This is a genomic window from Bradyrhizobium sp. 33ap4 (genome assembly GCF_032654765.1).
GTDB classification, from domain to species: Bacteria; Pseudomonadota; Alphaproteobacteria; order Rhizobiales; family Xanthobacteraceae; genus Bradyrhizobium; species Bradyrhizobium australafricanum.
Map to the genome: position 1 here is coordinate 79,907 of NZ_JAUMTJ010000038.1, position 11,943 is coordinate 91,849.

10 protein-coding genes are annotated in these 11,943 nt (G+C 64.4%); 8 read left to right on the plus strand and 2 right to left on the minus strand.

All coding sequences use genetic code 11. The annotated features are described in order from the left end of the window. Nucleotides 1–39: 39 nt before the first annotated feature. Nucleotides 40–714 carry a Crp/Fnr family transcriptional regulator gene (locus Q2M23_RS27275; protein ID WP_316397664.1) on the minus strand — a complete coding sequence of 225 codons (675 nt, stop codon included), beginning with the start codon at nucleotides 712–714 and terminating at the stop codon, nucleotides 40–42. A 398-nt stretch (nucleotides 715–1,112) separates the two neighbouring features. Between Q2M23_RS27275 and Q2M23_RS27280 the strand changes: the two genes are divergently transcribed. The 6 genes from Q2M23_RS27280 to Q2M23_RS27305 all read left to right on the plus strand — a co-directional run bounded on the left by Q2M23_RS27280 (nucleotide 1,113) and on the right by Q2M23_RS27305 (nucleotide 8,316). Further along, on the plus strand, nucleotides 1,113–1,934 hold the full coding sequence (locus Q2M23_RS27280; RefSeq protein WP_016847995.1) for an ABC transporter ATP-binding protein: 822 nt from the start codon (nucleotides 1,113–1,115) through the stop codon (nucleotides 1,932–1,934). Further along, nucleotides 1,931–3,859, plus strand: a complete 1,929-nt coding sequence (locus Q2M23_RS27285; protein ID WP_316397665.1) for a long-chain fatty acid--CoA ligase — start codon at nucleotides 1,931–1,933, stop codon at nucleotides 3,857–3,859. Before Q2M23_RS27280 ends, Q2M23_RS27285 begins: the two co-directional genes overlap by 4 nt. Before the next feature lie 139 nt (nucleotides 3,860–3,998). Continuing rightward, nucleotides 3,999–4,892 (plus strand): branched-chain amino acid ABC transporter permease, encoded by an 894-nt coding sequence (locus Q2M23_RS27290; RefSeq protein WP_016847993.1) that lies wholly within the window; start codon nucleotides 3,999–4,001, stop codon nucleotides 4,890–4,892. A gap of 3 nt (nucleotides 4,893–4,895) precedes the next feature. Further along, entirely contained in the window at nucleotides 4,896–5,969 is a 1,074-nt protein-coding gene (locus Q2M23_RS27295; RefSeq protein WP_316397666.1) for a branched-chain amino acid ABC transporter permease, read from the plus strand. Nucleotides 5,970–6,028: 59 nt separating this feature from the next. Continuing rightward, entirely contained in the window at nucleotides 6,029–7,312 is a 1,284-nt protein-coding gene (locus Q2M23_RS27300; RefSeq protein WP_316397667.1) for an ABC transporter substrate-binding protein, read from the plus strand. A 164-nt stretch (nucleotides 7,313–7,476) separates the two neighbouring features. After that, nucleotides 7,477–8,316 (plus strand): ABC transporter ATP-binding protein, encoded by an 840-nt coding sequence (locus Q2M23_RS27305; RefSeq protein WP_316397668.1) that lies wholly within the window; start codon nucleotides 7,477–7,479, stop codon nucleotides 8,314–8,316. A 64-nt stretch (nucleotides 8,317–8,380) separates the two neighbouring features. Here the strand turns inward: Q2M23_RS27305 and Q2M23_RS27310 are convergent, their stop codons facing one another. Further along, nucleotides 8,381–9,532: an AGE family epimerase/isomerase gene (locus Q2M23_RS27310; RefSeq protein ID WP_316397669.1), complete on the minus strand. Its 1,152-nt coding sequence runs from the start codon at nucleotides 9,530–9,532 to the stop codon at nucleotides 8,381–8,383. Between the two features lie 95 nt (nucleotides 9,533–9,627). Here Q2M23_RS27310 and Q2M23_RS27315 point away from each other — a divergent pair, with 95 nt between their 5' ends. Both Q2M23_RS27315 and Q2M23_RS27320 read left to right on the plus strand, forming a co-directional pair. Continuing rightward, nucleotides 9,628–10,851 carry a phenylacetate--CoA ligase family protein gene (locus tag Q2M23_RS27315; RefSeq protein WP_316397670.1) on the plus strand — a complete coding sequence of 408 codons (1,224 nt, stop codon included), beginning with the start codon at nucleotides 9,628–9,630 and terminating at the stop codon, nucleotides 10,849–10,851. Nucleotides 10,852–11,625: 774 nt separating this feature from the next. Further along, on the plus strand, nucleotides 11,626–11,775 hold the full coding sequence (locus Q2M23_RS27320) for a hypothetical protein (RefSeq protein ID WP_316397671.1): 150 nt from the start codon (nucleotides 11,626–11,628) through the stop codon (nucleotides 11,773–11,775). Nucleotides 11,776–11,943 lie beyond the last annotated feature (168 nt).

Here is an 11,943-nt window from a genome sequence, read left to right on the forward strand (position 1 = left end):
TTTAGGTCTGCGAAAACGGCTCGATGCGCCCGGAACCCGTCACTCGCCATAGTGGCGCAGCCGGTCGAGGTTGAGGATGGTCACCCCGCCATATTCGAGCCGCAACAGTCCTTCCCGCTCGAGCCGCTTCAGGCACTGGTTGGCATTCTGCCGGGAGATTCCCGACAGCGCCCCGATCTCCTCCTGGGTGATCTCAAGGTGCAGCGTCAGGTCGGGATAAAGAATCGGATTGAACAGCGAGGCGATCGAGCGCGCCAGCCGTGCCGTGGCGTCCAGCGTGCGGCCATATTCGAGCAGCGCGATGAACTGGCCGAGCCGCTCATTGAGCGAGCCGACCAGGAATCGGTTGAAGCCAACGCTGTTCTCGAACAGCCAGACGAAGGTCCGGCGATCCATCATCGCCAGTCGCGTGTCGCGCAGCGCGACCACATCGTAGCGCCGGGGCTCATTCTTGAGCACGGTCCCCTCGCCGAACCACGCGCCTGCGGTGAGGCCCGCGAAACTCGCCGCCTTGCCGCCGCGCGAGACGATGCCCATGCGTGCCAGCCCGGTGACGATGCCGGTCCAGTACTGGAAGTTGTCGCCGCGCATGAAGATGTATTCGTTGGCGCGATAGGATTTCTCGGAAATGCCGGCGCGCGCGATTTCGATTTCTTGCTCGCTCAGTTCGCGCGACCAGGCCGCGATGCGCCTCAGGTAATCAGCAGCAATCATTCTAGCGACGGCGTCCTACCCAAGATACTGCAACGATATTGCACCGCAGCAACGCCGTGCGCGAAGCCAGGGACCCGAGGCCTGGAATGCCAGCGAAAATTCCTGACCAAATGTCGGGCACATGACAATTCAACCTATCGCTTTCTCGTATTCAGAGCCACCTCGCGTAACGTCGCGCAGCTCCTCGATGGATCGCTGAAGGCAGACGACGCGAGGGGCGGGCTTGCAGGCGGGTGCGGCGTTACCGCGCATGACGCAGGCGATCGGGGCGAGCGATCTCCCGAACGCCGGCATCATTAGTCGGATGGTCTCCCTTCGGCGGCCCATGTAAGATCGAAGAGTAAGATCGAAGCGAAGATAAAGAGCGCGCCAAAGCGCCCGTATCTGGAGGGAACAGGGTGGCTAATAGTCTCGAGGTGCGCGGAGTCTCATTGCGCTTTGGCGGCGTCCGCGCGCTGACCGAAGTGAGCTTCGGCGTCAACGAGGGCGAGCTGTTCTCCATCATCGGCCCGAACGGCGCCGGCAAGACCTCGATCGTCAACTGCATCTCTGGCCGCTACCGGCCGACCGAAGGCCAGCTGTTCTATCGCGGCCAGGACATCACCGGCCTCAACCCGAACGCGCGGCCCCGGCTCGGCATCGGCCGGACCTTCCAGAATCTCGCGCTGTTCCACCACATGAGCGTGCTCGACAACATCATGGTCGGCCGCCATCACCTCCTGAAGAACAACTTCATCACGGGATCGCTGTACTGGCTGACCGGTGCGCGCCGCGAGGAGTTGGAGCACCGCCGCAAGGTCGAGGAGATCATCGACTTCCTCGATCTGCAATCGGTGCGCAAGGCGACCGCCGGCACCCTGCCCTACGGCCTGCGCAAGCGCGTCGAGCTCGCCCGCGCGATGGCGCTCGAGCCGCAACTGATCCTGCTCGACGAGCCGATGGCCGGCATGAACTTCGAAGAGAAGGAAGACATGGCGCGCTACATCGTCGATCTCAACGAAGAGTTCGGCATGACGGTGATGATGATCGAGCACGACATGGGCGTCGTGATGGACATCTCCCACCGCGTCATGGTGCTCGACTTCGGCCGCAAGATCGCCGAGGGCGATCCGGCCACCGTGCTCGCCGATCCCCATGTCAAGCGCGCCTATCTCGGCGAGGAAGACGAAGTGCTGGTCGACCCCGACGACAAGCCGGCGGTGCGGGAGAGCGCGGCATGATGGACTACGCCGGTCGCGCCGCGCAGGCCGACACCTTTCCCAAGATGCTGCGCCTCAACGCCAAGGAGCATGGCAGCGAGATCGCGCTGCGCGAGAAGGATTTCGGGCTGTGGCGCGAATTCACCTGGAACGACTACCAGACCCGCAGCCATGACTTCGCGCTCGGCATGGTCGAACTCGGGCTTGGCCGCGGCGACGTGATCGGCATTATCGGCGACAACCGGCCGGACTGGGTCGCCGCCGAGATCGCGGCCCACGCGATTGGCGCGATGAGCCTCGGTCTTTATCGCGACGTGCTGGACGAGGAAGCCGCCTATCTCCTGACCTATGGCGAGGCCCAGCTGGTCTTCGCCGAGGACGAGGAACAGGTCGACAAGCTGCTCGGCCTGGCCGATCGCGTGCCCCACCTCAAGCACATCGTCTATTCCGACCCGCGCGGCATGCGCAAATACGACGATCCGCGATTGATGGAGGCGAGCAGGCTCGTTGCGCTGGGCCGCGATCGCGCCGCGCGCGAGCCTGGGCTCTACGAGCGACTGGTCGACGCCACTGATGGCGAGGACATCGCGATCCTCTGCACCACCTCGGGCACGACGGCCAACCCGAAGCTTGCGATGCTCTCGGCCGGGCGCGTGCTGCGGCACTGCGCGACCTATCTCGCCTTCGATCCGAAGGGACCGGACGACGAATATGTCTCGGTGCTGCCGCTGCCCTGGATCATGGAACAGATCTACGCGCTGGGCAAAGGGCTGCTCTCCCGGATGAAGGTCAACTTCGTCGAAGAGCCCGACACCATGATGCACGACTTCCGCGAGATCGCGCCGACCTTCGTGCTGTTCGCGCCGCGGGTCTGGGAATCGATCGCGGCCGACGTCCGCGCCGGGGTGATGGACGCTTCGCCGTTCAAGCAGCTGCTCTATGACCTCGGCATGAAGACCGGCCTTGCGGCGCTCGCCGAGGGCAAGCGTTCTGTGTTCGCCGACCAGCTGTTGTTCCGCGCGCTGCGCGACCGGCTCGGCTTCACGCGGCTGCGCTCGGCGGCGACCGGCGGCGCGGCGCTCGGGCCGGACACCTTCAAGTTCTTCCAGGCGATGGGCGTGCCGCTGCGCACGCTGTACGGCCAGACCGAGCTGCTCGGCGCCTATACGCTGCATCCCGAAGGCAAGGTCGATCCCGACACCACCGGCGTGCCGATGGCCGACGACATCGAGATCCGCATCGACAATGCCGACGTCAACGGCGTCGGCGAGATCGTGGTGCGGCATCCCAACATGTTCCACGGCTATTACAAGAACGCCGAAGCCTCGGTCGCCGACGTCAAGGACGGCTGGATGCATTCGGGCGATGCCGGCTACTACAACGGCAACCGCCAGCTTGTCGTGATCGACCGCATCAAGGATCTCGCCGAGACCTCGCGCGGCGAGCGCTTCTCGCCGCAATATATCGAGAACAAGCTGAAGTTCTCGCCCTATGTCGCCGAAGCGGTGGTGCTCGGCGCCGGCCGCGACGCGCTCGCGGCGATGATCTGCATCCGCTACTCGATCATCTCGAAATGGGCGGAGAAGAACCGGATCTCGTTCACGACCTACACCGACCTGTCCTCGCGGCCCGAGGTCTATGCGCTGCTCAAGAAAGAGGTCGAGACGGTCAATGCCACCCTGCCGCCGGCACAACGCATCTCGCGCTTCCTGCTGCTTTACAAGGAGCTCGATGCCGATGACGGCGAGCTGACCCGGACCCGAAAAGTCCGCCGCGGCGTCATCAACGAGAAATACGCCGACATCATCGATGCGATCTACCGCGGCAAGGCCAGCATCCCCGTCGACACGGTGATCCGCTTCCAGGACGGCTCGACCCAGCGCGTCCGCACCACGCTCGAGGTCGTCGACCTCGGCCGCGCCGTGCTCGCGGAGGCCGCGGAATGAGACCGTCGATGATAGCAAGCTCGATCGTCATGCGCGGGCTTGACCCGCGCATCCATTCTCTTCGCAAGGACGGCTTTCTTGCGCGATGGATCGCCGGGTCAAGCCCGGCGATGACGAGCCACAAATTCGGCGAGACCCCATGAACATCCAGTTCCTGATCCAGCTGATCGTCAACGGCCTCGTGGTCGGCACGCTGTATGGCGTGGTCGCGATGTCGTTCGTGCTGATCTACAAGGCGACGCAGGTCGTGAACTTCGCGCAGGGCGAATTGCTGCTGGTCGGCGCCTGGGTGTGCTGGGCGCTGCTGACGAAGTATCAGGTGCCGTTCTGGGTCGGCATGCCGATCACGCTGGTCTTCATGTTCATCTTCGGCATCGCGATCCAGGTCGTGATCCTGCGTCCGATGATCGGCGAGCCGATCATCTCAGTGATCATGGTGACGATCGGCCTGTCGACGGTGTTCCAGGCCGCGCTGAAGTGGATCTTCGGCGTCAACCCGCAGCCGTTCCCGCGCGTGTTCCAGAGCCAGTCGGTCAGCCTGTTCGGGCTGCAGATCCAGACCGTCTATGTCATGAGCCTCGTGGTCTCGCTCGCCATGATGGTCGGCATGGCCTGGTTCTTCCGCGCCTCCAAATATGGCCTTGCGATGCGCGCCACCGCCTTCAACCAGCAGGTCGCGCAGTCGCTCGGCATTTCCGTCAAGAACGTGTTCGCGATGGCGTGGGCGATCTCGGCCACGGTCTCGGCGGTCGCCGGTGTCGTGGTCGCCGTGGTCAACGGCGTGTCGTCCGGCCTCTCCGCCTACGGCATCAAGGTGTTTCCGGCCGCGATCCTGGGCGGGCTCGACTCGGTCGGCGGCGCCGTGCTCGGCGGCATCATCATCGGGCTGCTGGAGAACGTCGCCCAGTATGTCGACAGCCAGTACCTGCACTGGGGCAATCTCTACGAGATCGCGCCGTTCTACGTCCTGATCATCATCCTGATGATCAAGCCGTACGGCCTGTTCGGCACCAAGGATATTGAGCGGGTCTGATCAATGGCGACAAGCACACTCATCCCCTCGGGCGATTTCCGCACCAGCTATGCGGCCGACACCACGATCTTCCCGACCGCGACCAGCCGCAATTTCGCGATCCTAGGCATCGTGCTCGCCTGCTTCGCGCCGATGCTGCTGTCCAACTACCTGCTCTCGATCGCGATCCAGATCGGCATCTTCGCGATCGCGGCCCTCGGCCTCAACGTCCTGGTCGGCTTCACCGGCCAGATCTCGATCGGCCACGCCGCGTTCTTCCTGTTCGGCGCTTTCACCTCGGCCTACATCTCCAACAACGCGCCGATTCCGGTGTTCTTCGCCATCCCCCTCGCCGGCGTCGTCACGGCACTGGTCGGCCTGATCTTCGGCGTGCCGGCGGCGCGGCTGAAGGGACTCTATCTCGTGATCGCGACGCTCGCTGCGCAGTACATCCTGCTCGACTTCTTCTCGCGCGCCGAATGGTTCTCGGGCGGCTCGGTGCCCGCCAGCGCCAATCCGTTCTCGATCTTCGGCTACACCCTGCGCGGCGACCGGCAGTATTTCTACGTCGTGCTCGCCTACATGGTGATCAGCTACCTGCTGGTCACCAACCTGGTGCGCACCCGCGACGGCCGCGCGCTGGTCGCGATCCGCGATCACTATCTCTCCGCCGAGATCATGGGCATCAACCTCACCAAGTACCGGACACTGTCGTTCGGGCTTGCCGCCTTCTTTGCCGGCATCGCCGGCGCGCTCTACGCGCACTATCAGCTCGTGGTCTCGCAGGAAGGCTTTGGCATCGAGCGCTCGGTGTTGTTCCTCGCCATGGTCATCATCGGCGGCACCGGCTCGGTGATGGGCACGCTGATGGGCACGGCCTTCGTGGTGCTGCTGCCGGAATCGATGGAATGGCTGAGCGCCTGGCTGAAGGGCGGCGCCATCGACAAGGCGCTGCAGCTCAACAACAACATCACCTTCCTGCGCGAGATCGCGATCGGCCTGATCATCATCGGCTTCTTGATGTTCGAGCCGGACGGCCTCGCGCATCGCTGGCGGCAGATCAAGGCTTACTGGAAGCTCTACCCGTTCTCGCATTGACACAAGGCACGGAACGCAACTCAAAATTCGGTTCAACGAATAAGCAGGAGGAAAGAAAAATGACGATTAGATCCCTTTTGAGCTCGGTCTCCCTTGCCCTGCTGATCGGCAGCGCATCCGCCACCGCGCAGGCGCAGATCGCCATCGGCCATCTGCAGGACCTCTCGGGCGGCACGTCCGACGTCGGTACCCCCTATGGCCAGGGCGTCGCGGACACCTTCGCCTGGGTCAACAAGAACGGCGGCATCGGCGGCAAGCAGCTCAATGTCGACAGCAACGACTATGGCTACCAGGTGCCGCGCGCCATCGCGCTGTACAAGAAATGGTCGGCGCCCGACGGCAAGGTCGCGGCGATCATGGGCTGGGGCACGGCGGATACCGAAGCCCTCACCGGCTTCCTGGCGCAGGACAAGATCCCGGACATCTCCGGCTCCTACGCCGCCGCGCTGACCGATCCGGAAGGCACCAGCGGCAAGGCCAAGCCCGCGCCGTACAATTTCTTCTACGGTCCGAGCTATTCGGACTCGATGCGCGCGATGCTGACCTGGGCCGCCGAGGACTGGAAGGCCAAGGGCAAGCCCGGCAAGCCGAAATTCGTCCACATGGGCGCCAACCATCCGTATCCGAACGCGCCGAAGGCGGCCGGTGAAGCGCTGGCGACCGAGCTCGGCTTCGAAGTGTTGCCGCCGCTGGTGTTCGCGCTGTCGCCCGGCGACTACTCGGCGCAGTGTCTCAGCCTAAAGAGCTCGGGCGCAAATTATGCCTATCTCGGCAACACGGCGGCCTCCAACATCTCGGTGCTGAAGGCCTGCAAGACCGCCGGCGTCGACGTCCAGTTCCTCGGCAATGTCTGGGGCATGGACGAGAACGCGGCCAAGACCGCCGGCGATGCAGCCGACGGCGTGATCTTCCCGCTCCGCACGGCGGTGAGCTGGGGCGGCAACGCGCCCGGCATGAAGACGGTGATGGAAATCTCCAAGATGTCCGACCCGTCCGGCAAGGTCTATCGGCCCGTGCACTACATCGCCGCGGTCTGCAGCGCGCTCTATCTGAAGGAAGCGCTCGACTGGGCCGCCAAGAACGGCGGCGCCACCGGCGAGAACGTCGCCAAGGGCTTCTACCAGAAGAAGGACTGGGTGCCGGCCGGCATGGACGGCGTCTGCAATCCGTCGACCTGGACCGAGAAGGATCACCGCCCGACCACGAAGGTCGACCTGTATCGCTCGAAGGTCTCGGGCGCGACCGATGGCGACATCAACGACCTGATGGGCAAGGGCACGATCAAGCTCGAGAAGGTGAAGACCGTCGACCTGCCGCGCAAGCCGGAATGGTTTGGGTGGTGAGGCGGCCGATCACGTCCACACATCGTCATGCGCGGGCTCGACCCGCGCATCCATCAAGCGAAGACGTATTCCGATCGATGGATTGCCGGGTCAAAGGCGAGCGGAAGCGACGCCGTCCTTCGGACGGCTATGCCCGGCAATGACGTCGAAGGGTAACACAGACCATGAACGAAACCCTCGAAGCCACCCGCCCGGGGCCGACGGCAGTCCCGCCGCCGCCGCTGCTCAGCGTCAACAACATCGAGGTCGTCTATGACGACGTCATCCTGGTGCTGCGCGGCCTCAGCCTCGAGGTGCCGAAGGGCGCGATCGTGGCGCTGCTCGGCGCCAACGGCGCCGGCAAGTCGACCACGCTGAAGGCGATCTCCGGCCTGCTCAAGACCGAGGACGGCGAGGTCACCCGCGGTGAGATCCTGTTCGAGGGCCAGCGCATCAACGGCATCGATCCGGACAAGATCGTCCGCCGCGGCATCTTCCAGGTGATGGAAGGCCGCCGCATCGTCGCCGACATGACGTCGCTGGAGAACCTGCGGCTCGGCGCCTTCACCCGGCGCGACGGCGAGGTCTCCGATGACATCGACATGGTGTTCAAGTATTTCCCGCGCCTGAAGGAGCGCACCGGCCTCGCCGGCTATCTCTCCGGCGGCGAGCAGCAGATGCTGGCGATCGGCCGCGCGCTGATGGCCCGTCCGAAGATGATCCTGATGGACGAGCCGTCGATGGGGCTGTCGCCTCTGCTCGTCAAGGAAGTGTTCTCGATCATCAAGGAGATCAACCGCGATCTCGGCGTCACGATCCTCCTGGTCGAGCAGAATGCGCGCGCAGCGCTCTCGGTCGCGAGCCACGGCTACATCATGGAACAGGGCAAGGTCGTGCTCGACGGCTCCGCCGACGAACTGCGCGACAACGAGGACGTCAAGGAATTCTACCTCGGCGGCGCCGGCGATCAGCGCAAGAGCTTCAAGAACCTGAAGAGCTTCAAGCGGCGCAAGCGCTGGCTGTGAGGATAGCGAGCGTTTTCGGGCGGAGTTGCGTGTGCAGAAAACGCGTCAGACCAGGAAGGCGGTTCTATCCGAGCACCTGCTCGGCTTCAGTAACCGCGCAGAGCACATGATAGAACGACGACGCCGGGATCGTGTCGACCAGCGAATTGCCGTCGCGGTCGAACTGGTCGTACCAGCCGCCGGCCACGGCATGGCCGAGATAGTGCCGCTCGAGCAGCACCAGCGCCGCACGCGCCTCGTCCGCCGCGCCGGCTTCGCCCGACTCGGCCTGCGCGGTCCACGCCTTTGCCAGCTCGCTCTGCGGCCACAGCCGCCGTGTGTGGCGGCGGATGTTGCCCTCGGCATCGCCCTCGTCCACCAGGCAGCCGGTGGCCGCGTCGCGATAGCGCAGCGCCGACGCCAGCAGCTCGCCGCGCGATCGCCCGGTCGGGCAGCCGGTGATACGCTCGAATCCCTTCAGCAGCCAGACCCACTCCGCGAGGTGCCCGGGCTCGACGCTGACCGGCGGAATCTTCGACCAGTCCTCCTCGAAATATTCGCCAAGGGTGCGCGTTTGCTTGTCGTAGAGGTTGGCCAGGAACAGCGCGAAGAAATCGCCGGCGCGGTTCTGGAACGACAGATCGTGGGTCGCGTCGAAGCAGGCGATCATCGCCTCGAACAGATGCATCTGCGGGTTTTGCCGGCGCGGCATCGAGGGCGGCAGGCCCTCGTGGAAGCCGCCATGGGGCGAGCGCAGCTGGGTATCGAGGAACGACAGCAGCGCGTCGATCTCGGCGCGGATCTGGGCGTCCTGGTCGAGGCCGTAGGTGGTCGCGAGCGCGAGCAGCACGAAGGCGTGGCCGTAGGTGTCGCGCAGCGGATCGTGCACGCCGCCCTCGGCCGTCAGACTGTAGACGAAGCCGGGCCGGCCGTCCGGCGCCTTGGCCTTGGCCAGCAGGTAGTCCAGCCCCTTCAGCGCGACCGCGCGTCCTTCCGGGTACCAGCCCAGCTGGGCCGCCTTGGCGTAGCAATAGATCTGGCGGGCCTGCACCATGATCCGGCGCGGGGCCGCGCCGTCGGCTGTCCCGTCCTGGTGCAGCCGGTCGACAAAGCCGCCGGCGGCGCTGTCCCAGCCCGTGGTCGACCACAGCGGCAGGGCCTCGCCAATGATACGGTGCTTCAGCCTCGCGACGACGTCGGCGGCCCCGTCCGCCGCAACGCTTTCTGCCTCAGCCATCGTGCTCCCTGGAACCGTCCCAATGTCAGCGATCAGCGTCTGATAGCACGGGCGGACCGGCACGCAACCCGCGCACATCCTCTCAAGGACCTGCCATGACCGACCATTACGACGCCCTTGAAACGCGTGATCCGGCCGAGCGCGAGGCCGCGTTGTTCGCCCGGCTGCCCGAGGCGCTGCGCAAGGCGATGGCGGCGCCCGCCTATGCCAACCTGTTGAGGGGCATCGATCCCGCCTCCATCACCAGCCGGGAGGCGCTGGCGGGGCTGCCGGTGCTGCGCAAGTCGGAGCTGCCGGCCCTGCACAAGGCCGCCCCGCCGTTCGGCGGCTTCGTGGCCGACACGCCCGGCTCGTTCGCCCGGCTGTTCACCTCGCCCGGACCGATCTTCGAGCCGGAGGGCCGCCAGGCGGATCCCTGGCGCGGCGCCCGGGCGCTGTTTGCGGCGGGCTTTCGCGAGGGGGATGTGGTGCTGAACACCTTCAGCTATCACCTCACCCCTGGTGGCTTCATCTTCGATGCTTCCGCGCGGGCGCTCGGCTGTGCGGTGATCCCGGCGGGCCCCGGCAATACCGAGCAGCAATTCGAGCTGATCGAGGCCTATCGCCCGGTCGGCTATAGCGGCACCCCGGACTTCCTCAAGATCCTGCTCGATGCCGCCGCCACCGCAGGCCGCGATGTGTCCTCGATCAAGCGCGCGCTGGTCTCAGGCGCGGCATTTCCGAAATCGCTGCAGGAGGAGATGAAGTCGCGCGGCGTCGAGGCTTACCAGGCCTTCGGCACCGCCGATCTCGGCCTGATCGCGTTCGAGACGGCAGCGCGCGAGGGAATGACGGTCAATGAGGATTTGATCCTGGAGATCGTCAAGCCCGGCACTGGGGATCTGGTTGCGCCCGGTGACGTCGGCGAGATCGTGGTGACCTCGCTCGATGCGCATCATCCCTGGATCCGCCTCGCGCTCGGCGATCTGACCGCCGCCCTGCCCGGCGCAAGCCGCTGCGGCCGCACCAACATGCGCATCAAGGGTTGGATGGGCCGCGCCGACCAGACCACCAAGGTGAAGGGGATGTTCGTGCGACCTGAGCAGATCGCCGAGATCGGCAGGCGCCATCCCGAACTCGGACGGCTGCGCCTCGTGGTCACGCGCGCCGGCGAGGCCGACGCCATGACTCTGAGGGCCGAATGTGCCTCGGCGTCGGATGCCCTGTTGAGCGAAGTTGCTGCGACGCTGCGTGCGGTCACGAAACTGGGGGGCACCGTCGAGCTCGTCGGCACCGGCTCGCTGCCGAACGACGGCAAGGTAATTGCGGACGAGCGATAGGTGCGCAACGGTCCGGCGGTGACTAGAAGCAAATACGACGAACGCGGCCCATGCAAACTCAATATTTCGCCCTAAGGTAGCAATGGGTAGGGACTTTTTCGTGCAACACTGAAAAATCGTCGTGGAATCGTCCTTCCCCAAATCGGAAGTTCCGAACCGGGCACGGCAAAGCGCCTCGCTCGCGAAGACTGACGTCATTGCCAAGCACGTTTGTGCCAGTTTGAATTAGGCCCGCATCGAGCCTACGTGCGGGGGTCACGCAGCGCGCCGCACGTCGAATGATCAGTCATGGTGCGAGGTGAGTTGTGGCGCTTTCCCGGAGGGCATCCCGCATCGACGGGGGAAAGGCGCCTTATTCCGTTTCATCGCGCCAACCCTTCAATCGAGAAGTATGAGCGCCGCTAACCTACCTTGGCGCCACGAACCATGGCGGAAACTTGGATCTACTTGGTAAATATGTTTCCTCACGACGCAACCAAAGTTCAGGGACGCCGTACCATGGCCGCTCTTCAAGCAAGACTGGACCGATTCGAAACCCTTGCCGTTGAAAACGGCCCGGTGAGGGGCTTCGGGCATCAAAATCCTCCCTGCCCGGCACCCAATACTGTCCGGAAGAAATCTCGCAGAGTTCTGAATCTCCCAAACCGTGGGAATTCTGAAACTGGCGTGCCCGGTCCGTTCTGGCTAACTTGCAGGGCCAGCCGACCCCCCCTGGTCGCAAGCCAAATATAAAGCCAATATATAGTGTCCGAGATTGCTGAAACTGCACGACTGATGAAGGTTGCCGAGGCGATCGTCCGCGAGCTCGACCGCCAGGGCGTCGCCGATGCGCTGGTCAAGCTCGGTTTCGACCCGCTTGAGATGGCACGAGTAGTGATCGGCGCGGCCGACGGTGACGTGGTCCCGTTCCGAAAGCCGCAATAGTCGTCCGTGAAGAATGCGGATTGACTTGAGAAATAAGCAGAATTGGCCTTGATGTAGTATTCGATTTTGCAGGAAAGCGGGGTATTGGACTTCGCTTTCTTGCGTTTTAGGTTTTGCTTTTGGGTGATTCGTGATTCCCTGACAGCGTCGTCGACATTGGGGAATGCG

Bases quoted from the DNA above. Each gene is read 5' to 3' on its own strand.
- Q2M23_RS27310 (WP_316397669.1), bottom strand. From the start codon at position 9,532: ATGGCTGAGGCAGAAAGCGTTGCGGCGGACGGGGCCGCCGACGTCGTC.
- Q2M23_RS27305 (WP_316397668.1), top strand. From the start codon at position 7,477: ATGAACGAAACCCTCGAAGCCACCCGCCCGGGGCCGACGGCAGTCCCG.
- Q2M23_RS27320 (WP_316397671.1), top strand. From the start codon at position 11,626: ATGAAGGTTGCCGAGGCGATCGTCCGCGAGCTCGACCGCCAGGGCGTC.
- Q2M23_RS27295 (WP_316397666.1), top strand. From the start codon at position 4,896: ATGGCGACAAGCACACTCATCCCCTCGGGCGATTTCCGCACCAGCTAT.
- Q2M23_RS27275 (WP_316397664.1), bottom strand. From the start codon at position 714: ATGATTGCTGCTGATTACCTGAGGCGCATCGCGGCCTGGTCGCGCGAA.
- Q2M23_RS27290 (WP_016847993.1), top strand. From the start codon at position 3,999: ATGAACATCCAGTTCCTGATCCAGCTGATCGTCAACGGCCTCGTGGTC.
- Q2M23_RS27300 (WP_316397667.1), top strand. From the start codon at position 6,029: ATGACGATTAGATCCCTTTTGAGCTCGGTCTCCCTTGCCCTGCTGATC.
- Q2M23_RS27315 (WP_316397670.1), top strand. From the start codon at position 9,628: ATGACCGACCATTACGACGCCCTTGAAACGCGTGATCCGGCCGAGCGC.
- Q2M23_RS27285 (WP_316397665.1), top strand. From the start codon at position 1,931: ATGATGGACTACGCCGGTCGCGCCGCGCAGGCCGACACCTTTCCCAAG.